We start from the raw sequence: 21,955 nt of genomic DNA, 5'->3' as shown, positions 1-21,955 counted from the left end.
TGTAGGATGTTGTTTATGCCTTAGTAAATTCTTGTGACTCTTCCATTCCTTGCAACAAGGTTTGTTCAGAATGTTCCATGTGAATTCGAGCTAGTTTGCGAGCTTGCGCAGCATTGTGAGAGGCAATGGCTTCCACTAATTGACGATGCTCCTCCCAAGTTTTTCTAAGACGACCTGGTTGGTTCATGGAGAAACTGCGGAAACGGTAGGTTTGTTCTCGTAAATTGTGAACAATATCAGCCAATCTTTCGTTACGAGAAGCGCGGTAGAGGACTTCGTGGAACTCTACATCCGCAGCGACGACGGATTCCATATTTTTGTTTTCCATATGATCGCCAATTTCTACGAGCATTCTTTCCAGCGTTTCGATTTCCTCTTCTGTAATGCGTTCTGCTGCAAGGCCTGCTGCAAGTTCTTCAAGGGCAGAGCGAATTTCAAATACTTGAGTGATATCCTTTAAAGATATGTTGGCAACGTAGGTACCGCGACGAGGAACCATAACGACAAAGCCTTCTAGTTCTAGTTTACGTATGGCTTCACGAATGGGGGTACGACTTACACCTAACTCTTCGGCAAGGGGAATTTCCATGAGGCGCTCCCCAGGTTTTAACACCCCATCTTGGATGGCTTGACGCAATGTTTCACTTACCACTTCTCTTAGTGGTTTATACGCATCGAGTCGTATAGGTTGTAACCGTTTTGTCATACTAAGTCCTCCTGTGTACATGTTTTAGTAATGAGTGACAGCCAATCATGACCAGCTGCTTTAATCTCTTCTTGTAATTGTAAGGCTTCCATAGGTTTGTTAAGTAATACTACCATCGTAGGACCGCTTCCTGTCATGATGGTTGGGTAACCACGGTTGGTGAAAAACTCCTTACATATTCCTAGTTCTTCGTGATCTGGGAATAATAATTCTTCGAAAGTATTAGCGCTACTAGTGAAAGCAGATTGTAAATCATTATTCTGAAGATGATTCAGAACGGTATCGATTGTTTTTGCGGTGGCATTAGATTTACCGTTGAAGCGACCATAAGCAACCGCTGTAGAAATAGATACCTTTGGCTTTACTAGTAATAGCCAATGTGCTTCTGGCGATTGGCTATAGGTTAACACTTCGCCACGACCAGTTCCGCGAGCTGTACCACCTTGTAGTAGGAACGGCACATCAGATCCTAGTGAGGCACCAATATTTAAAAGTTCCTCTTGTGTGAGCCGTAAGTCCCAAAAGCGGTTGAGACCTAATAACATGGCTGCTGCGTCTGCACTACCGCCACCAAGACCCGCTTGAATAGGAACGCGTTTTAATAGGTGGATGGCGGCACCGGCTTTACAACCCGTATAGGCCTGTATGGCGCGTAACGCTTTGAGCGCGAGATTATCTTCTCCATAGCTTACGAGTTTTTGCATGTAGTCAGGCAATTCGGGAGCGCCACCAGAAAATACTACGGAATGATGCTTAGCGAAATAAATAGAATCACTAAGGCGAATCGATTGAAATATAGAATCGATGTCGTGGTATCCATCGTCACGCTTGCCTGTAATAGCAAGCCCAATATTAATTTTGCTGCAACCGAGTTGCTCAAAACTTTTACTCATAATAGCCTCGTTTGTAATGTACAAAATATATGCAGTTTATATGTTTATTTTATACTGTTATAAAGTGATTGAAAATAACCATTAAGTGGTTTATGATGATTTTGTATATACCTGTTGTTTGATTATTAAAAGCATTGTAAACAGCGTATGTTTTAATTAGTTCATTATAGAATATTTATAGTGAAATGGCAATTTGGAGGGAGCTATGTTCGCCAAGTATAAAGATGTTGTCTATCAATGTGTCATAGTTGCTATTGGTTGTGCAATTTTTGGTGCTGGTTTAGATGCCTTTGTACTACCTCACAAACTGGTTAGTACTGGTATTAGTGGGGTAGGGTTGATTTTGTATTATCTAACGGGATTATCCGTTGGTTCTTGGAACGTTATTTTGAACGTCCCTATATTTTGGGCTGCTTGGAAGTGGCTTGGTAAACGTGTAGTGCTTAATACCTTGTATGGTACGCTCATGTTATCGTGGATGATTGATCTGTTTAGTTTCTTGCAATATGACATGATTATTAAGGATCCACTACTCAGTTCTATGATGGCAGGTATCACAACTGGACTAGGGCTTGGTATCGTCTACCGTGTAGGTGGTAATACAGGAGGCCTTGATCCAATTGCACTTATCGTTCGTAAATATTATGGCCTTCAAATGGGGTCCATTAATAGCGCTATCAACTGTGCCATCCTCTTAGTTGCTGTCGGCGTTGTTGGACTTGAAGCGGTAGCTGTAACTCTTATCAGTGTGTATGTGTATACTATTATTACAAATAAGGTGGTAATCGGCTTTAATCAACGTAAAGTTGCTTTTATCATTACCTATCGCACCGATGAAGTATGTGAGTGTATTATCAATAAGGTTGGTCGTGGTGCCACTATTATTAATGGTATTGGTGCCTATACACGGACGCCTAAGCAAATTGTGATGGTTGCAGTCAACTTGCTGCAGGTAAATAAATTGAAAGAGGTTATTCAAGAAGCGGACCCAAATGTGTTTATCTTGATTACTGATGCCCAAGAGGTTATCGGGCAAGGTTTTACTCAACCTATTGTTCCTGCGGAAATATCTAAACAGCTGAAATCAAAAGATAGAACTACCGAAGCGAACAATAATGTTGTAATAGATATAGATGAAAATAGTTGTAATAAATCAAAATAAAGAATTATGATAAAATCTCTGGCTGTTGTCATCTTATATTAATTATGTGTAAATATAATATTTTATGAATGATACATACATTTTGGAAATAATTTAATGTAATTGATCGAATATCAAGGTTGTAAAATGAGAGGGCTTGCCCTCAAGATAAGATTAGAGGTTTCTATGACTCACAAATTAGCAGGTACGCCTGTACAAGAACAAGATATTATCGATGTGCAAACCCTTGTGGATGCATATTTTGATAATGCTCCGGATATTACAGATCCGACACAACTCGTATCCTTTGGCACATCTGGCCATCGCGGTACATCTTTAAATAGTACGTTTACAGATTTACATGTGGCCGCTATTACACAGGCTATTTGTGATGGCCGTGGTCAATTCGGCGCTACAGGTCCGATTTTCGTCGGTCAAGATACACATGCTTTATCTCAGCCAGCCCTTGTGACGGTTCTAGAGGTCCTTGCTGGCAATGGTGTAACTGCAATGGTTGATTCCGATATGGATTTCGTGCCGACACCATCTATATCTCGTGCTATTATTCGTTATAATGAAAGCCACGATGATAAGGCTGATGGTATCGTGATTACGCCGTCTCATAATCCTCCAGATAATGGTGGCATTAAGTATAACGCTACCAATGGTGGTCCAGCGGATACGTTGATTACTAAATGGATTGAAACACGTGCCAATGAATATGTTCACGCATATTGTGAATTAGAAGGATTTAAACGTATTAGTATCGACAATATTGAACCCGACCAACAGGTTCCATATGACTATAAAGGTCTATATGTAGAAGAACTATCTTCTATCATTAATATGGAGGCAATCCAAAGTGCAAAACCTAAGGTCCTCGTTAATGCTCTCGGTGGTAGTGGGCTAGGTTATTGGCGTGCTATTAAAGAGCGGTATAATCTAAACCTAGATATTATTAATGATGAGTATGATCCGACCTTTAGCTTTATGACCTATGACCATGATGGTAAGGTACGTATGGATTGTTCATCTGAATATGCCATGGCTGACGTAATTAAACAAATTGGTAATTATGATCTCGCTGTTGGGAATGACCCTGATTATGACCGCTATGGTATCGTTAGTCCGTATGGGCTAGCTTCTCCAAACGCATTCCTTGTGACTGCGGCGGATTATTTGTTTACGACTCGTGGTTGGACAAATAAAGGGGTCGGTAAAACCGTTGTTTGTACCACTATGATTGATAAATGGGCTGCTAGTAAAGAGGTTCCTGTTTATGAGGTTCCAGTAGGTTTTAAATATTTTAGTTCCCTATTATTCGATGGTGAGATTGGCATTGGCGGTGAAGAATCTGCTGGTGCATCGTTCCTTAAAAAAGACGGTACCGTATGGACTACTGATAAAGATGGCATGGTAATGGCTCTCCTTGCGATGGAAATGTATGCCGTTATGGGGGCTACTGTTGACCGTCTCTATAATAATCTTGTTGTAGGGTGTGGCGATCCTCGATTTGGTCGTATTGATGCACCTTGTACAAAGGCGGCCAAGGCTAAGTTGAAACAATTAAATGCAAGCTCCATTACGGCTACCGAAGTAGATGGTGATGCGATTACTAATGTTCGCACTACTTCTCTGTATAAAGATATGCCTATCGATGGCGTTCGTGTGGAAACGGAAACGGGCTGGTTTGTAGCACGTCCATCTGGTACTGAAGATTTATATAAAATTTATGGTGAAAGCTATAAAGGGGATAAAGGTCTTATCGCATTGTTAACTGCTGGTGAAGAGATTGTAACAAGTGCTTTGTCTGACGAAGTGTAACATGTTGTTTTCACTAGAAAACTCATAAAGATTTCACTCATGAAAAATAATAAATGTGTTATAATATATTAATATAGTTTATTGAATGCCCTATACTGGCTATATAGTTTGTAGTGCTTAGAGAAGGTGATGTTATGAAATTAGTTGTTACCGTTGTCGGCGTAGACCGCGTTGGTATCATTGCTGGAGTTAGTACTGTACTCGCTAACTACGGTGTAAATATTATGTCCATTAATCAGACCATCCTCGATGGCGTTTTCAATATGATTATGATGTGTGAAACCAAGTCTGAAGATATGAAAAATCTTACAGCTATCCAAGAGGCTTTGACGACTCAAGGTAAAGAACTAGGTGTTGAAATCCGTGCACAACATGCTGATATTTTCTTGAGCATGCACCGTGTAGGATAGGAGGCACTATGTTATCTATCGACAATATTTTAGAAACGAATCAGATGATTCACGATAACAAGCTTGATGTTCGTACTATTACGATGGGAATTAGCTTGCTTGAATGTGCATCTAGTTCTGGTAAAGAGCTATGTGACCGTATTTATGACCGTATTACAAAAGAGGCAGAACATCTTGTATCTACAGGGGAAGATATTGAGCGAGAATTCGGCATCCCTATTATCAATAAGCGTATTTCTGTAACACCCATTTCTTTAGTTGCAGGAGGTAGTGATTTAACATCTTATGTTCCTGTGGCGGAAGCTATGGATCGTGCTGCAAAAACTGTAGGTGTTAATTTTATTGGCGGCTTTTCTGCGCTTGTAACAAAGGGCGCCACTCGAGCTGACCGCATTTTGATTGACTCTATTCCTGAAGCGCTGGCAACTACGGATATCGTTTGTAGCTCTGTTGCTGTGGGCTCTACTAAAACTGGTATTAACATGGACGCAGTGCGAGACATGGGAATCATCGTTAAGAAAACTGCAGAGCTTACAAAGGATAATGATGCTCTTGGTTGTGCTAAGCTCGTAATATTCTGTAATCCTGTAGAGGATAATCCATTTATGGCGGGTGCTTTCTTCGGGGTAACAGAAGGGGATAGTGCTATTTCTGTAGGTGTATCTGGCCCGGGCGTTGTAAAACATGCGCTTGAATCCGTTCGAGGTCAATCCTTTGACGTTGTAGCAGAAACGGTTAAACGTACTGCTTTTAAAATCACGCGCGTAGGTCAATTGGTAGCCCAAGAGGCATCTCGCCGCCTAGGTAAACCATTTGGTATTATTGATTTATCTTTGGCGCCAACGCCAGCTGTAGGTGACTCTGTAGCTCATGTTCTTGAAGAAATGGGCTTGTCCTCTTGTGGTTGTCATGGCACTACAGCGGCACTAGCATTACTTAATGATGCGGTGAAAAAAGGTGGTCTTATGGCTTCCTCTCACGTAGGTGGTCTTAGTGGTGCATTCATTCCTGTCTCGGAAGATGCAGGCATGATTGATGCTGTATCCTGTGGTAGTTTGACACTTGATAAATTAGAGGCCATGACATGTGTTTGTTCTGTAGGGCTTGATATGATTGCTATTCCTGGAGACACTACTGCTGACACCATTTCTGCTATCATTGCAGATGAATCAGCAATTGGTATGATTAATAATAAGACAACTGCGGTTCGTGTAATTCCTGTACCTGGTAAGACTGTTGGAGAGGTTGTTGAATTTGGTGGATTATTAGGTTATGCTCCTATTATCGAAGTGAGTCCATATAGTGCAGCCGAGTTCATCGCCCGTGGTGGCAGAATTCCTGCTCCTATTCGTAGCTTAACGAACTAATCCGTTTTTACAACCTACTTGTTGGAGGTGTCTTATGAGTGAATATGTGCTCGATTATGTGTGGGCCTTTGCACTAGCGCTCATCATAACCTTTGCACTTACCCCATTGGTAAAACGCTTTGCCGTTGCTGTTGGGGCAATAGATAAGCCTGATGCTCGAAAGGTGCATCATGGTGCGATTCCACGACTTGGTGGATTAGCAATCTTTCTCGGTTATGTGGGATCGGTTCTTTTTAACGATTCCATTCCGCATGATCATAAATTGTTTGGGTTTGTCCTTGGTACAGTCATTTTGGTGCTAGTTGGTATTTGGGACGACATTAAACAAATTGAGCCAAAAACTAAGTTAATGGGCCAAATTATAGCAGCCGCTATTTTGGTGGCTTATGATATTCGAGTAGATTTCATTAACCTTCCTTGGGGTGGTGTAGTATATCTCAAGTATTGGGCTATTCCATTGACTATTTTCTGGATAGTTGGTTTTACAAATATTGTAAACCTCATCGATGGCCTTGATGGCTTGGCTGCAGGTATTTCCTTTATCGCATGTATCGCTGTTTGTGCAATGACATTGCAACTTGGTCAAACTGATCTTGCTTGTATCTCTCTTGCTTTAGCAGGTGCGACTGTAGGTTTCTTGCGGTATAACTTCAATCCTGCAAAAATATTCATGGGTGATACGGGATCCATGTTATTAGGCTATACATTAGCAGCTATTTCCGTTATGGGCGCTGTGAAGACGGCGGCTATGATTGCTCTAGTGGTACCTGCCATTGTGTTAGGCTTGCCTATTTTAGACACCTTATTTGCCATTGTGCGCCGTAAAATCAGTGGACGTCCCATCTTTAAACCCGATAAAGGTCATGTTCACCATCGCTTATTGGCACAAGGATTAACACAAAAGCAAGCTGTATTGTTGATGTATGCAGTAACAGCTCTTTTCGGCGGTGTATCTGTTATCGTTGCAGAGGTCAATGCTTGGGTCGGCGCGACTTTGGTATTAGTAATTTTCTTGTGTAGTATTTATATTGCACGACGTCTTGGCGTTATCATGCATAGTGATGCGGCAGGGCATCCGTTACCACGTCCTACAATTGAACGCAGCGACTCGGATGATACCATATCCTTTGATCGCGATGAATTGGCTAAAGCCTTGGAGAATACTGATGATTCTCATAAGGAATAACCATCTGTGGGGCGCTTGGCGCCCCATTTTTTCTATCCTACTACGTTGGAGGCAACTATGTTAAAAGTTATGACAATCTTTGGTACAAGACCTGAGGCTATCAAGATGGCTCCTCTTGTAAAAGCATTACAAGCAGCACCAGATATGGAACCTATCGTCACCGTTACGGCACAGCATCGAGATATGCTTGATCAAGTACTAAACTTGTTTAATATTACCCCAGACTATGATTTAAATATTATGAGCCAAGGTCAAACACTATATGATGTAACTAATCGTGCTTTGATGGGCCTTAAAGATGTATTAGAAGAAGCAAAACCTGATGTGGTACTCGTTCATGGTGACACTACAACTACCTTTGCTGGGGCATTGGCTTCTTTCTACCAAGAAATTCCTGTAGGTCACGTGGAAGCAGGGCTACGGACAGGTGATATTTACTCTCCATTCCCTGAAGAGATGAATCGAAAATTGACGGGTTCGATCGCGACGTATCACTTTGCGCCTACTTCTAGTTCTGAAAGCAATTTAAAAAAAGAAAATATTAATACAGAACATCTTTATGTAACAGGGAATACTGTTATCGATGCTCTTGATACGACGGTACAAGACAGCTATGTATTCGATGATGCAGCTATTAATGCTCTTGATCCTAAAAAACGTACGGTTCTTGTTACCACACATCGCCGAGAAAACTTAGGTGAACCTATGCGCCATGTATATCAAGCCATTCGAGATTTAATCAATGAATTTGAAGATATTCAAGTTGTTTTCCCTGTACATAAAAATCCTAAAGTTCGCCAAGTTGTACAAGAGGAACTTGGTTCTGTGGAGCGTGTTACATTAATTGACCCTCTTGACTATGAACCGTTTGCAAACTTGATGGCTAAATCTTACTTGATTTTGACTGATTCAGGTGGGATTCAAGAAGAAGCCCCAGCTCTTGGTAAGCCAGTTCTCGTATTACGTGATACGACAGAACGTCCTGAAGCGGTAGAAGCAGGCACTGTTCGCCTTGTAGGTACTGATAAGGATGCGGTACATAAAGCCGCTTATGAATTATTGAGCAATACGGAAGCGTATAAGTTGATGTCTAATTCTGTTAACCCCTATGGTGACGGAAAAGCCTCTGAACGCATCATTCAAGCGTTGCGACATGAATTCTTAGGTGATGCGCGTCGTCCTGAACGTTTTGGTAAATAATATGGATAAGGATCTTGTGAAAGCCCTCGCCATGGCAACATCAGCGGGGGTCACACTGGTCTCCTGTATAGGAGGTTTTATTTGGCTAGGTTATAAATTGGATACTTGGCTTCAAACGGAACCACTCTGCATGGTCATATTTGGCCTAATAGGAGCTATAACAGGGTTTTATATGTTATATAAACAAGTTAAGTAGTGAGGTATGTATGAATCAATATATAAAATTCATAGTGCGCGTGCTACTGTCTTGTTTTTTTATTGCCTTTTTAGGTGTAATAATACAGGTTGCATGCGGATTACAACACTATGTATGGGGATGGCTGTGGGGCATTTTTATAATGGTGCTCTACTTGCTTAGCCTTGCACTACATGGTCAAGCAATTATATTAGGTGATCCTTATAAGGCTGTTCGTAAGGCGCGTAGACAGATGGTGTGGCGTCTTATGCTTGTTGGATCTTTAGTCGTATTAGGTTTGAAGATTCCCCATGTAGAAGCAATTAGTATGTTTGTAGCGATTGCACTTATCCAGCCTGCACTTTATATAGTGTATTGGCGGTTTAGTGGACGGTTCTAATTTTTATTATTTTAATTAAGAATTTTATTGCATTTAAATTAATGTATTGTATTCCAATTAATGTATTGATGTGGATTTTAATAAGACATGGAGTCGTATTCTAATAATGCATTGAATACATTCTATTTATGATTATTTGGAATTGTTTACCCTTCAAGTGTTGATTATATATCTATAACGATGTATGATGATACATATATATTATATTTATATTAATGTAAATATATTAGGTTTTTATTAGGTTTATGGAAGGGGTTGAGAACGTGGAATTACATGCGGGACACCATGAGGTCGTGCAGTGGTTGGGGTTGACATTTAATATGGATACTTTAATTGCTACATGGGTTACTATGGCTATTGTAATACTGATAACAGTATTAGCCACCCGGGGACGTAAATTGGTGCCTGTAGGCTTGCAGAATATAGTGGAATCTATATTAGAAGGCTTAGAGGGGCAATTAGCTCCGAATTTGGGTCGCCATTGGCCGATGGTGAGTTCCTTGTTATTTACGTTTTTCTTATTTATTTTTGTAGGAAATGAGTTAGGCTTAATGCCAACATTCAAGGCTTTAACATCACCAACATCCGATATTAACACTACAATTGCATTAGCTTTATGTAGTACATTAGTGGTATGGGTTATGGGGGTTAAAGTTAAAGGCTTATCTTATTTTAAGCATTTTGTACGACCTTATAAGGCTTTGTTAATACTCAATATTTTCGAGGAAATTGCTAGACCTGTTACACTTGCTTTCCGTCTATTCGGTAACATTGTGGCAGGTGAAATTTTGTTAGAAGTATTATATAACTTGCCTTGGTTTGTGCCGGTACCATGGGTTTGGATTGCTTTTAGTCTATTTATTGGTATTATTCAAGCCTTTATTTTTACCGTTCTTACTGCATCCTATTTGGGGATGGGGCTTAGTGAGGAACATTAATTAATTTATATGGAGGATATATTATGGAAGCTCAAGGTTTATTCGCGTTAGCAGCGGCAATTGCAGTAGGTTGTGGTGCTATTGGTGCAGGTATCGGTGATGGTCTTGTATCTAGCAAAGTTATTGAAGGTATTACACGCCAACCTGAATTGCGCGGTCAATTGATGTCTACTATGTTCGTAGCGATTGGTTTGATCGAAGCGATGCCTATCATCGGTGTAGTAGTAGCATTTATTTTGTTATTCAGATAATAACGAGGAGGAATAACCTTGGTTGACTTAAGCCTTGGAACGATTCTTGCTCAAATGTTGAACTTTTTTATATTAGTTTGGCTATTGGCTCGTTTTGCATATAAACCATTATTGGCTATAATGACAGAACGTAAAGAACGAATTGCTAAAGACTTAGAAGCTGCAGAACAAGCTCGCGCAGAAGCAGAGGGGTTTAAAGCTGATTATGCAGCTCAAATTGCTAATGCTCGTATAGAGGCACAACAAATTGTTGAAAAAGCAGTTCAAGAAGCAGAAAATACAACACGTGAACAATTGTCAACAGCACGCGAGCAAATTGAACAAGAAAAAAATCGTGCTCGCCAAGATATCGCTATTGAACGCGATCGTGCTATGAACAGCTTGCGTAACGAAGTGGTATCTTTATCTGTAGCTATGGCTGGTAAAGTTGTTGCTAAAGATATGAACAGCGAAACTAATACAAAATTGATCGAAGACGCTATTCGTCAACTTGATAGTAAAACGATAGGGTTGTGATACGATGAGCATAGAAATTGTAGCAGATAAATACAGTTCAGCTATGTTTGAATTAGCTCAAGAACAAAATATTTTGGAACTCATGGAGGAGCAATTAGGTTATGTAGCGTCCGTTATGGCGGAACAGCCTGAACTTCGTTCATTCCTTGAAAATCCAATCGTTACAGAAGATGCAAAGATTAAGTTAGTTGGTTCTATCTTTGAATCTAGTATCGACAAAGTTGCTTTACATTTTATCTATGTGATGATTAAACGTGGGCGCCATCGTTATATTGCGCAGGCTATTGCAGCGTTTATTCAAAAATCACGAGAAGCTCGTGGTATTTTGGAAGCTACTGTAACTGTAGCAGAACCAATCACAGCTGAGGTAGAAGCATCTGTACAAGCTAAATTACGAGAAGTAACAGGGAAAGATGTTATTTTATCTGTGCGCCAAGATCCATCAATTATGGGTGGTATCGTTATCCAAGTAGGAGATAAACGCATTGATGGTTCTGTATCTCGTCGTTTAGAGGAATTAGAAAAATCTTTATTAAGAACGAACTCTATTAGATAGGGGTGAATGGGTATATATGAAAATGAAGCCTGAAGAAATCACTGCTATAATCAAACAGCAGATTCAGGACTATGATGTTGACCTCAATGTCGATGACGTGGGTACTGTTCTCGACGTAGGGGATGGCATCGCCCATATTTATGGTCTTGAAAGAGCCATGGCCGGTGAGTTGCTAGAATTACCACACGGCGTATATGGCTTGGTTTTGAACTTAGAATTAGATAATGTTGGTGCCGTACTATTAGGTGATGACTTCTTGATTAAAGAAGGAGACCAAGTGCGTCGTACTGGCAAAATTATGGACGTTCCTGCTGGAGATGCCTTGATTGGTCGTGTAGTAAATCCTCTTGGTCAACCTCTTGATGGCAAGGGTGCTATTCAAGCTACAGAACGTCGTCCTATCGAACATCCAGCACCTGGTATTGCGGATCGTCAATCCGTAAACGAACCATTGCAAACAGGTCTTAAAGCGATTGATGCGATGGTACCAATCGGCCGTGGTCAACGTGAGCTTATCATCGGTGACCGTGGTACAGGTAAAACTGCGATTGCCTTAGATACTATTTTGAACCAAAAAGGCAAAGATGTTATTTGTATTTATGTAGCTATTGGTCAAAAAGAATCTACGGTTGCTCGCGTAGTGCAAAAGCTTGAAGAAGCAGGCGCTATGGAATATACAATCGTAGTTTCTGCGAGTGCTTCCACAGGTGCACCTCTTCAATACATTGCACCATATGCTGGTGTTGCCATGGGTGAATACTTTATGTACCAAGGTAAACACGTATTATGCGTATATGATGACTTAACAAAACAAGCGGCTGCATATCGTGCTATGTCCCTATTATTGCGCCGTCCACCAGGGCGTGAAGCATATCCAGGTGACGTATTCTACTTACACAGTCGTCTATTAGAGCGGGCTGCGAAACTTTCATCTGAACTTGGTGGAGGTTCTATTACAGCGTTGCCAATCATTGAAACACAAGCAGGTGACGTATCTGCATACATTCCAACAAACGTAATTTCCATTACTGATGGTCAAATTTTCTTGGGAACAGATATGTTCTATTCTGGTATTCGTCCAGCTGTTGACGTAGGTTTGTCCGTATCCCGTGTAGGTGGTAGCGCACAAACTAAAGCGATGAAGCAAGTGGCGGGCCAATTGCGTTTGGACCTTGCTCAATATCGTGAGTTGGCTGCTTTCGCTCAGTTTGGTTCCGACCTTGATGCGGCTACACGCGCTCAACTTGATCGTGGTGAACGCTTAACTGAAATGTTAAAACAAGGTCAATATGAGCCTATGAGTGTAGCGGAAATGGTTATCAACCTTTACGCTGGTACTAAAGGGTACTTAGCAGATATTCAAGTGGCAGATGTATTGTCCTTTGAAGCTGAACTTTTACGTTATGTAAAAGCAAATTACCCTGAAATCATCACTAACATTGAAACGTCTAAGAAAATTGACGAAGAAACTGAAAATCTATTGAAGCAAGCAATCCCAGAATGTGTTGAAGCATTTGGCTCTACACATACATTAGTGTCTCGTAAGGAGGCGTAATGTATGGCTAGTGCACAAGATTTGCGAAAACGCATAAAAAGTGTTACCAATACGCAACAAATTACAAAAGCGATGAAGATGGTAGCTTCTGCTCGTCTTCGTAGGGCACAAACAAAAGCGGAAGCTACTCGTCCTTACGCAGAAAAGATAGGGCAAATCTTGCGTCATATGTCTAATAGTGATTTAGAAGGCTTTGAAAGTCCTCTCTTAGATGTGCGACCTGTAGAGCGCACTTGCTATATTGTAGTAGGTGCAGATAAAGGTCTTGCAGGGGCATTTTCGTCTAATGTGTTGAAATTTGCTATGGAACAATTACATGGTAAATCTCCTGATACATACCGTGTTATCACGGCAGGCAGAAAGCCTAGAGATAGCATGAAATCTAGAGGTATTCGCATCGATAAGTCTTATGCGGGCTTTTCTGATAAACCGTCCTATGAACATGCGCGTGCCATCATGCATGAAGCACTTTCACTATATGAACGTCATGAAGTAGACGAAGTCATCATGATCTATACACGTTTTGTAAATTCTATGACGCAAATTGCACAGGCTGAGCGCTTGTTGCCAATAGAGCAACCACAAGATGAGGTAAAAGGCGAAGAGTATGATTTTATGCCGTCCGCTGTATCCGTCTTGGAGGCGTTGCTGCCAAAATACTTAGAAATTACAGTTTATAATGGATTGTTACAATCTGCAGCTAGTGAATTGGGTGCTCGTATGACGGCCATGACATCGGCTACAGATAATGCAGGGGAACTCATTGAGTCCTTAGGCCTTGAATACAACAAGTTGCGTCAATCTAGCATTACAAACGAAATTTCTGAAATCGTTGGTGGCGCTAATGCCTTGCAATAGATAAGGAGACATCTGTCGATGAGTAATAATATTGGTAAAGTTGTGCAGGTCATCGGCCCAGTTGTAGACGTGCGCTTTGATGCTGGTCATTTACCAGCTATCTACAACGCCATCCACATCTACCATGACCACAAGGCACACGATAGACAAAAAATCGTAGTAGAGGTTATGCAACACTTAGGCGACGATACAGTTCGTTGCGTTGCCATGAGTTCTACTGACGGTATGACACGTAATATGGAAGCAGAAGATACTGGTGCTCCAATTTCCGTTCCTGTAGGGGAAGGCGTATTGGGTCGTATCTTTAACGTACTTGGTGAAACTGTAGACCATGATCCAGCTCCAGTTGTGGCTGATGAAAAATGGCCTATTCACCGTCCAGCACCTAAATTTGATGACCTTTCTCCAGATACACAAATCTTGGAAACAGGTATTAAGGTCGTTGACCTTATCGCTCCATACGTAAAAGGTGGTAAAATCGGTCTTTTCGGTGGTGCCGGTGTAGGTAAAACCGTATTGATTATGGAATTGATTCACAATGTTGCTACAGAGCACGGCGGCTATTCCGTATTCTCCGGTGTAGGGGAACGTACTCGTGAAGGTAATGACTTGTGGAACGAAATGAAAGAGTCTGGCGTTATCAATAAAACAGCCCTCGTATATGGACAAATGAATGAGCCACCAGGGGCTCGTATGCGCGTAGGTCTTACTGGTCTTACAATGGCTGAATACTTCCGTGATGTGAAAAAACAAGACGTGCTCTTGTTCATCGATAACATCTTCCGCTTTATTCAAGCGGGGTCCGAAGTATCCGCCCTCTTAGGTCGTATGCCATCTGCCGTAGGTTACCAACCTACATTGGCTAATGACGTAGGGGCATTGCAAGAGCGTATTACATCTACAAAAGAAGGCTCTATTACCTCCGTACAAGCTGTATATGTACCTGCCGATGACTTGACTGACCCGGCTCCAGCAGCGACATTCGCTCACTTGGATGCGACAACAGTATTGTCTCGTTCCATTGCGGAACTTGGTATCTATCCAGCGGTGGATCCTCTGGACTCTACAAGCCGTATTTTGGACCCACATGTACTTGGTGAAGAGCACTACGCAGTAGCTCGTGGAGTACAAGAAGTATTGCAAAAATATCGCGATCTTCAAGATATTATCGCAATCCTCGGTATGGAAGAATTGTCTGACGAAGATAAACTCACTGTATCTCGCGCTCGTAAGATTCAACGTTTCTTGAGTCAACCATTCTTCGTAGCAGAAGTATTTACCGGTTCTCCTGGTAAATATGTGCCATTGTCCGAAACATTGAGAGGCTTCAGAGAGATCTTGGATGGTAAACATGATGAATTGCCAGAAGGTGCATTCTACATGGTTGGTACCATTGATGAAGCCATTCAAAAAGCAAAGGAAATGCAAGAGAAGGGGGAATAATCCATGGCGGAACCTATGACCCTACAGATAATTACACCTGATGCAATCGTATTCGAGGGCCAATCTACATTCTTTGTAGGTAAAGCTATCGATGGTGGTTTTGGTATTTTGCCAAATCATGCGCCTATGATTATTGCATTAGACTTGGCACCTTTACGCATTGAACAACCAGATGGAACATCTCGTGAATATGCTGTATTTGGTGGCTTCTGTGAAATTGAACATAATAAGGTGAGTATTGTAACCCCTGACTGTCAAGATCCAACATCCATTGATGTGGAACGTGCTCGTCGAGCTAAAGAGCGTGCAGAAGGTCGGTTATCAAATCCTACACCTGATATTGATGTAGAAAGAGCGGAAGCAGCATTGCAACGTGCTTTACTGCGCTTGCATGTTACAAAAATGTTATAAGAAAAAGGCTAGCCATCTGGCTAGCCTTTTTATCTTTCTAATTTTGATTATAAAACGCTCACACCTTTTAAGGAGTATGCAGTATTCTTAGGTTGTTCTACTTGAAAATCTAATACAACAGGTGCCTCAGAATTGATACCAGGTGCTTGGTAGCGGTCACGATCTGTTGGAATTCGTTTGTATGGTAATTTATCAAGTAATATAGTCATAACTTTGTTCCAAACTGATTTATGTGTTGGCATAGTTAAAGAGTCATCAGTTTGGTTGAAGCCCGTACGAACAGTATGGATTACCTTATCGTTTACATCATAATAGTATAAAAGGGCATTAACCTTTGCAGCGATATAAATTTCATGATTATCCTTATTGTATGGATCTGGGCTGTTAATAGTATTAACTTGTACATATACGTCTTGTAATGGTACAGGCATAATAACGATTTCAGAATTTTGGGCCTCTGCAATTTGAGCAAGATCAGCGGCTTTAATTTCTGCAGTTGGTGTGTTAGTACTTACAATGGTTGTATCATAGTAAGGATATTTAAGTGTATTTGATAAGCGATCTGTCATGTAGTGACCAAATTGAGCTGTGTTTTCATTGCGCAAATTTGCTGGTACAACAATAGTTACTTTGCGGCTTGGAAAGTTTTCCAAGAGACCATCATGACTTGTACTAGTAGCATTAATAGTTGCTTTTTCTGAAACTCCAGAAATTGGTGTAGATGTTGGTGTGGCAGCTACTTTTATGACAGGCTCCATATTTGTTTTAGGGGTCAATGTAGAAGCCTCATTACTTGTGTTACTTTGTATAGTGCTAAGAACCACAGGTTGCGTTGTATTTGGTGTTAGCTGACTCAAATCGATCATAGCGGCACTGGCTGTTGTAAATGCAGTTGTGAGTAGTACAGCAAGTACTGTAAGTAGTGGACGTTTATAGAGTCCGAAGTTATGTAACATAATTCCTCCTCTTAATAAAACTCTTTTAAAATTACAAATTATACAATTTATATTATTATATCATATATATAAAAAAAAGGAGCAAGCTTAACAGCTTGCTCCTTTAGTTTGGTGGACGATGACAGGATCGAACTGCCGACATCCTGCTTGTAAGGCAGGCGCTCTCCCAGCTGAGCTAATCGTCCATATGTGGTGACCCGTCCGGGAATCGAACCCGGGATACCGCCGTGAAAGGGCGGTGTCTTAACCGCTTGACCAACGGGCCAGAATGGCTCCTCGAGTAGGACTCGAACCTACGACCGATCGGTTAACAGCCGATTGCTCTACCGACTGAGCTATCGAGGAATGGTACGATTGTTATTATATGTTAGTTTAATTATAAAAGCAAGCATTTTTTTTAGAACACTATAAAATAGATATTGTCAATTATGACTAAAAGACATAACTTTATAAATAAAATTAGTTATCAATAATTTTGATGAGAGAGTCATTAAAATTAATAAAATCTATAGAGCTTATTAACTATAGATATTTACTGCGTTCTAAGGTGATTGTATGGCTCTAAATGAATAGGAGTTAGCAATATTAGTATATTGAAGATAATCGGTATACATATGCATTATAGAAAAGTTTAAAAGATTTAGTTGAAAAGTAGTATCAGTTAAGATGAAAGTGTATTTATCTTATTAGATATAGTCTATGTTTGTGGTTCATTTTAAACCAAATTTATATATAAGAAAGTAGGTAAAAATATAAGATATTAAAATCTTATTGATATGTGATAGACTATGACTTTTATCACAGAATGGGGCTTTTTTAGTGACTGGAGAATAAAGTCTATGTAGGCTATTGAAAAACCGAAATATATACAAAAATATTCATGAAAACAATTCTCAAAAACTGGAAAAGCATTGAGAAAACTGTATAGGTGAGACGTTGAATCCCCTTATATTGTGTGCTACGATTTATGTATAGAGTTAATCTCATCGGTTTGAGATAGATATTCTTTCATATGTTTGAGAATTTTATTTTATCTCATCGGTATTAGAATTAATATTCAACTATTTTCCTGAGGAGGGATTATCTTGCGCGAGATTCAAGTATCTGAAATCACAAAAACAGTCCGTCAAATGTGTATGGACGCAGCTTACCACTTGCCAAAAGACATCTATGAAGGTTTGAAAAAAGGCCGTGAAACAGAAGAGTCTTCGGTAGGTCGTATCGTTCTTGATCAAATTATTAAAAATGCAGAAATTGCCGATGCTGAAGATCGTCCATACTGCCAAGATACTGGTATGACTATGGTATTCTTAAAAGTTGGTCAAGATGTTCATTTCGTTGGTGGTGATCTTACAGAAGCTATCAATGCTGGTGTTGCAGCTGGTTATGTTGAAGGTTATCTTCGTAAATCCGTTGTAGCTGAACCATTGTTCAACCGTAAAAATACACAAAATAACACACCTGCAATCATCTACACTGAAATCGTTCCTGGCGATAAAGTAGATATTCAAGTAGAATTAAAAGGTTTCGGTTCTGAAAATAAATCCGATGTAGCTATGCTCGTACCTGCTGATGGTGTGGAAGGCGTTAAAAATGCAGTCCTTGAAATCGTAAAACATGCAGGCCCTAACCCATGCCCTCCAATCGTACTCGGCATTGGTATTGGCGGTACTATGGACCAAGCAGCTGTTATGTCCAAAAAAGCGTTGCTTCGTGACATTAGTGTACCTCATAAAGATGCAGACTATGCAAAATTAGAAGAAGAAATCATGGAAATGGTTAACAAAACTGGTATTGGACCACAATTGGGTGGCACTACAACTTGTATCGGTGTAAACATCGAATGGGGTGCAACTCACATCGCAGGTCTTCCTGTTGCAGTTACTATCATGTGCCATGCTGCTCGTCATGCTCACGTAGTACTTTAATCGATAGGAGGTAAAAACAATGGCTGAATCAATTCGCATTAATACTGAAGAATATAATGAAGAGTTTTCCCGCAAATTAAAAGTTGGTGATAGCGTTCTTATTACTGGTAAAATTTACTCCGCTCGTGACGCTGCTCATAAAGTTATGACTGAAGCTTTAGCGCGTGGTGAAAAATTGCCAATCGATTGGACAAATAAGTTTGTTTATTATCTTGGACCAACACCTGCAAAACCTGGTGATCCAATTGGTTCCGCTGGTCCTACAACTTCCGGTCGTATGGATGCTTACACACCAACAATGCTTGATCAAGGTATCAAAGGCATGATTGGTAAAGGTTCCCGTAAACCAGAAGTAGTTGAATCCATGAAGAAAAATGGTTGCACATACTTCGCAGCAGTTGGTGGCGCGGCAGCATTGATTGCAAAATCCATCAAAAAATATGAAGTACTTGCTTATGGTGAACTTGGACCAGAAGCTTTGGCTGAATTGACTGTTGAAGATTTCCCTTGCATCGTAGTTGGCGATACTGAAGGTAATAACTTCTACGAATTAGGCCAAAAACCTTACAGAAAAATCTAATATCACCATTGAGTGATTGAAAGAGGCTTGCTAAAGCAAGCCTCTTTTTGTTGTTAAGCCATAATCATAAGATGTTCATCCGTTACGTGTAGAGTTTAGTCTACCGATTCTGTCGGTTTTATGATAATATACATATAGATTTTATACATTCAATTTGAGTGAGGCGATAACATGACTTCTGTAGAAACTATTCGTCAGTCAACTCGCAACGCGATGGCTGAATTACTTGATTTAGCAAAGGTTCGCGAAGGTCAATTATTCGTTGTTGGCTGTTCCACTAGCGAAATTGTAGGTAAAAAAATCGGCACTGACTCTCACCTTGATGTGGCTCAGGTCGTATTTGACGAAATATACAATGCTGTTAAGGCTAAAGGACTTAACTTGGCGATTCAATGTTGTGAACATATTAATCGTGCACTTGTTATGGACCGTAGCGCTATGACATGGGAGGAGGAAGTTAATGTTGTTCCTCAACGTCATGCGGGTGGTGCCCTGGCTGTGGTGGCGTACGAACATTTTGATGATCCTGTGATGGTTGAATTTATTCAAGCTGATGTAGGCATCGATATTGGAGATACTTTCATTGGTATGCACATGAAACACGTTGCAGTGCCTGTACGTCTTTGTGTGAAAGAAATTGGGAAAGCACATGTGACCGCTTGTCGTGTTCGTCCGAAGAGCATTGGCGGTGAGCGTGCTGCATATAATGAAGCATTGATGTAGGGGGATAGTATGTCAAACCTAATACCGTATTTTGTATTAGCCGTCGTGGCATTGGGATTCTTTGCTGTTTGCTATGCTGTATTTAGCGGTGGTGATGGTGAAAGTAAGGCAAAAGAAAAATCCTATAAAAACATAAGTAATAAAAATAATCTTAAAGCGCATCATGATGTTATATTTGCAACGGAGTCGCAAGAGGGCAATGTAACAATCACACATACGAGTGGAACTAATGTATATACTGCATCAATTCCGGATACAGTTGAAACGGTGGTCGGTGAAGAGCGAGAACCGGCTGAACCTCTGGTTGATCCTATAGATACCTCTTATAATAGAAGAAGTACTCTAAAGTCTAATTCAAGTCATGTTTCAGAGGGAGAATATGCGTTAGCATTAGGTTCGGATAATGGAACACCAATAGGATCGGATAATGGCACACCAATAGGGGATGAAACCATTGTGATGACAGCCGTATCAGATCTTAAGCAAGCTAATCAAGCTAATCAAGGTGTTACTCCGTTGGTGGATAAAACTATTGTCCTCGATGTTGTTACAGATGAACTTCTCAATAACGCAAACTCTGTTGAAGATACAATTGCTATGGGTGAATCTGTGGAAGCCTTTGAAGCTGATGAAGCGGATAGCATAGATGCTACGCAGATGATAGGTGGTGCGAACGAAATACAAACCGCGGAAGGCCCATCGGTATTAGATGAAACGCGTTTGTTTGATGCTTCTGAAATTGAAGCACAATTGGCGGCAACAAGTTTAACTGAAGAGGAGGAACCGCATGGTCAATGGGCAAAAGCGGCGCATGAGGATAAATGCGTTGAGTTGGCTATAGTACCATTTGTTCATTCCTTTGGGGTGTTACATGGTGATACGCAACACTATGTAGAATCTATTACAAGAGATGCTTTAGCAGCTCTCAATATTACAAAAATTGTTGAAGTGAATGCATTACTAGAGAATATTGTTATTCAAGAAGCGTTGATGAGTATGCAAAAGGCATATGCCGCTACAAATACAGAGTGGATGAAGTCCGCTGCGTTAGGTGCTTTTCTAGATGTGGTTCAATCTCCTAAATCTAGTACGCCATACCTCGTAGCTTTTGATGCATTACGTGTATTACCTCATTTAACTTTAGGTCACTTCCAAGTTATGGCCTTAACATTATTGTTACAATATTCTAGAAACTCTAATAACTATGGATTGATTCATTTCCAACATTATGTGGAAAAATATATTGAGCCATTCATCTCTGATTTGCCTCGAAATGATTCCTTCTATCGCCAGCTAGACTATTTACGCTGTACACAAGAAGAACAAGAGCCTATCACTTTATGCCAAGTGTTGTCTAATTCATATCCGTTTGTATTTAACTATCGTGGTTTTTCTAAGGAAGAACTCTTCCGTGCTACAGATGGTCATGGTGTAGATCCACGTTATGTGGTGCGTAGCTTGAACTCCAATCTTTATAAATTAGCCTTGGTAGATGAGTCTTTGGCACCACAATTCTTTAGACAAACACGAATTTCTAATGCGATGGTTCAACGTGATCTTTTAGCTCTGATGAAGAGCAAACCTACTGCTTTCAGGGGCCAAGAGGCGCGTGATATTATGGATGATATTTCACCGGTTCTATTGGACTTAGCTGATGTCTTTGATAGCACGCCAATGTCTAAAATTAGCTTAACATTGTTAGGCCTTTACTTAGGCCGTGCTCATGTGAAAGCAACCATTGGTGAAGAATTTGATTTGTCTCATTGGTTCTAATGTATAATTTTAAGCACTATATAGTTTGAAAAATTATATAATATAGTTATTAATATGGGTATATACTTAAAACCGTTATATACTTTATGAGTCGTGTAATAAAAAAAAGTCTCTCAAGATAATCTTGAGAGACTTTTTAGTTTGTTAAATTTAATAGCCATTAAG

23 protein-coding genes and 3 tRNA genes are annotated in these 21,955 nt (G+C 40.4%); 20 read left to right on the top strand and 6 right to left on the bottom strand.

All coding sequences use genetic code 11. From position 1 onward, the window contains the following. Positions 1–13 precede the first annotated feature (13 nt). Positions 14–706: a GntR family transcriptional regulator gene (locus AAAT26_RS06175; protein WP_004697535.1), complete on the bottom strand. Its 693-nt coding sequence runs from the start codon at positions 704–706 to the stop codon at positions 14–16. Continuing rightward, the gene (ispE, locus tag AAAT26_RS06170; RefSeq protein WP_004697538.1) at positions 703–1,599 is read right to left on the bottom strand and encodes a 4-(cytidine 5'-diphospho)-2-C-methyl-D-erythritol kinase; all 897 of its coding nucleotides are present in this window, start codon (positions 1,597–1,599) and stop codon (positions 703–705) included. The genes AAAT26_RS06175 and ispE overlap by 4 nt, the downstream gene beginning before the upstream one ends. Before the next feature lie 205 nt (positions 1,600–1,804). Here ispE and AAAT26_RS06165 point away from each other — a divergent pair, with 205 nt between their 5' ends. From AAAT26_RS06165 to atpC, 16 genes are all read left to right on the top strand, one after another. After that, positions 1,805–2,761, top strand: coding sequence for a YitT family protein (locus tag AAAT26_RS06165; RefSeq protein WP_004697517.1), 957 nt, complete (start codon positions 1,805–1,807; stop codon positions 2,759–2,761). 165 nt (positions 2,762–2,926) lie between these two features. Beyond that, positions 2,927–4,564: a phosphoglucomutase gene (locus AAAT26_RS06160; RefSeq protein WP_004695057.1), complete on the top strand. Its 1,638-nt coding sequence runs from the start codon at positions 2,927–2,929 to the stop codon at positions 4,562–4,564. A 134-nt stretch (positions 4,565–4,698) separates the two neighbouring features. Continuing rightward, positions 4,699–4,974: an ACT domain-containing protein gene (locus tag AAAT26_RS06155; protein ID WP_004695058.1), complete on the top strand. Its 276-nt coding sequence runs from the start codon at positions 4,699–4,701 to the stop codon at positions 4,972–4,974. An 8-nt stretch (positions 4,975–4,982) separates the two neighbouring features. Continuing rightward, positions 4,983–6,341 (top strand): PFL family protein, encoded by a 1,359-nt coding sequence (locus tag AAAT26_RS06150; RefSeq protein WP_004697539.1) that lies wholly within the window; start codon positions 4,983–4,985, stop codon positions 6,339–6,341. A 34-nt stretch (positions 6,342–6,375) separates the two neighbouring features. Then, entirely contained in the window at positions 6,376–7,527 is a 1,152-nt protein-coding gene (locus tag AAAT26_RS06145; RefSeq protein WP_004697504.1) for a glycosyltransferase family 4 protein, read from the top strand. 57 nt (positions 7,528–7,584) lie between these two features. Further along, a complete protein-coding gene (wecB, locus tag AAAT26_RS06140; RefSeq protein WP_004697520.1) occupies positions 7,585–8,727 on the top strand; it encodes a non-hydrolyzing UDP-N-acetylglucosamine 2-epimerase in 1,143 nt (380 codons plus the stop codon). Position 8,728: 1 nt separating this feature from the next. Then, positions 8,729–8,923 carry an AtpZ/AtpI family protein gene (locus AAAT26_RS06135; RefSeq protein WP_012864790.1) on the top strand — a complete coding sequence of 65 codons (195 nt, stop codon included), beginning with the start codon at positions 8,729–8,731 and terminating at the stop codon, positions 8,921–8,923. A gap of 142 nt (positions 8,924–9,065) precedes the next feature. Beyond that, positions 9,066–9,302 (top strand): hypothetical protein, encoded by a 237-nt coding sequence (locus AAAT26_RS06130; RefSeq protein ID WP_004697515.1) that lies wholly within the window; start codon positions 9,066–9,068, stop codon positions 9,300–9,302. Between the two features lie 245 nt (positions 9,303–9,547). Further along, a complete protein-coding gene (atpB, locus tag AAAT26_RS06125; RefSeq protein WP_004697507.1) occupies positions 9,548–10,240 on the top strand; it encodes a F0F1 ATP synthase subunit A in 693 nt (230 codons plus the stop codon). Between the two features lie 23 nt (positions 10,241–10,263). Beyond that, positions 10,264–10,491, top strand: coding sequence for a F0F1 ATP synthase subunit C (gene atpE / locus AAAT26_RS06120; protein ID WP_004695064.1), 228 nt, complete (start codon positions 10,264–10,266; stop codon positions 10,489–10,491). An 18-nt stretch (positions 10,492–10,509) separates the two neighbouring features. Beyond that, complete coding sequence (gene atpF, locus AAAT26_RS06115; protein ID WP_004697511.1) at positions 10,510–11,007, top strand: F0F1 ATP synthase subunit B; 498 nt, start codon at positions 10,510–10,512, stop codon at positions 11,005–11,007. Between the two features lie 4 nt (positions 11,008–11,011). Then, positions 11,012–11,563 (top strand): ATP synthase F1 subunit delta, encoded by a 552-nt coding sequence (gene atpH / locus AAAT26_RS06110; RefSeq protein ID WP_004697545.1) that lies wholly within the window; start codon positions 11,012–11,014, stop codon positions 11,561–11,563. Between the two features lie 16 nt (positions 11,564–11,579). Beyond that, entirely contained in the window at positions 11,580–13,118 is a 1,539-nt protein-coding gene (gene atpA / locus AAAT26_RS06105) for a F0F1 ATP synthase subunit alpha (protein ID WP_004697546.1), read from the top strand. A gap of 3 nt (positions 13,119–13,121) precedes the next feature. Beyond that, the gene (gene atpG, locus AAAT26_RS06100; protein WP_004697537.1) at positions 13,122–13,976 is read left to right on the top strand and encodes an ATP synthase F1 subunit gamma; all 855 of its coding nucleotides are present in this window, start codon (positions 13,122–13,124) and stop codon (positions 13,974–13,976) included. Between the two features lie 18 nt (positions 13,977–13,994). After that, positions 13,995–15,419, top strand: a complete 1,425-nt coding sequence (atpD, locus tag AAAT26_RS06095) for a F0F1 ATP synthase subunit beta (RefSeq protein WP_004697530.1) — start codon at positions 13,995–13,997, stop codon at positions 15,417–15,419. A 3-nt stretch (positions 15,420–15,422) separates the two neighbouring features. After that, a complete protein-coding gene (atpC, locus tag AAAT26_RS06090) occupies positions 15,423–15,830 on the top strand; it encodes an ATP synthase F1 subunit epsilon (RefSeq protein WP_004697509.1) in 408 nt (135 codons plus the stop codon). Between the two features lie 47 nt (positions 15,831–15,877). On the opposite strand, the gene AAAT26_RS06085 is transcribed toward atpC, so the two are convergent. The 4 genes from AAAT26_RS06085 to AAAT26_RS06070 all read right to left on the bottom strand — a co-directional run bounded on the left by AAAT26_RS06085 (position 15,878) and on the right by AAAT26_RS06070 (position 17,131). After that, entirely contained in the window at positions 15,878–16,786 is a 909-nt protein-coding gene (locus AAAT26_RS06085) for a hypothetical protein (RefSeq protein WP_004697512.1), read from the bottom strand. Positions 16,787–16,895: 109 nt separating this feature from the next. After that, positions 16,896–16,971 (bottom strand) — tRNA-Val (locus AAAT26_RS06080). A 5-nt stretch (positions 16,972–16,976) separates the two neighbouring features. Further along, positions 16,977–17,051, bottom strand: a tRNA-Glu gene (locus tag AAAT26_RS06075). Positions 17,052–17,055: 4 nt separating this feature from the next. Then, positions 17,056–17,131: transfer RNA gene (locus AAAT26_RS06070), tRNA-Asn, on the bottom strand. 740 nt (positions 17,132–17,871) lie between these two features. Between AAAT26_RS06070 and AAAT26_RS06065 the strand changes: the two genes are divergently transcribed. From AAAT26_RS06065 to AAAT26_RS06050, 4 genes are all read left to right on the top strand, one after another. Next, the gene (locus tag AAAT26_RS06065; protein ID WP_004695072.1) at positions 17,872–18,714 is read left to right on the top strand and encodes a fumarate hydratase; all 843 of its coding nucleotides are present in this window, start codon (positions 17,872–17,874) and stop codon (positions 18,712–18,714) included. 19 nt (positions 18,715–18,733) lie between these two features. Next, positions 18,734–19,294: a Fe-S-containing hydro-lyase gene (locus AAAT26_RS06060; RefSeq protein ID WP_004695073.1), complete on the top strand. Its 561-nt coding sequence runs from the start codon at positions 18,734–18,736 to the stop codon at positions 19,292–19,294. Between the two features lie 171 nt (positions 19,295–19,465). After that, positions 19,466–20,017, top strand: a complete 552-nt coding sequence (locus AAAT26_RS06055; protein ID WP_004697525.1) for a TIGR01440 family protein — start codon at positions 19,466–19,468, stop codon at positions 20,015–20,017. 9 nt (positions 20,018–20,026) lie between these two features. Continuing rightward, positions 20,027–21,790 (top strand): LPO_1073/Vpar_1526 family protein, encoded by a 1,764-nt coding sequence (locus AAAT26_RS06050; RefSeq protein ID WP_227065192.1) that lies wholly within the window; start codon positions 20,027–20,029, stop codon positions 21,788–21,790. The last annotated feature ends 165 nt before the right edge of the window (positions 21,791–21,955 follow it).

Source organism: Veillonella parvula, assembly GCF_040094895.1.
Taxonomy (GTDB): domain Bacteria; phylum Bacillota; class Negativicutes; order Veillonellales; family Veillonellaceae; genus Veillonella; species Veillonella parvula_L.
This window is presented reverse-complemented; position numbering and strand designations above follow the sequence as displayed.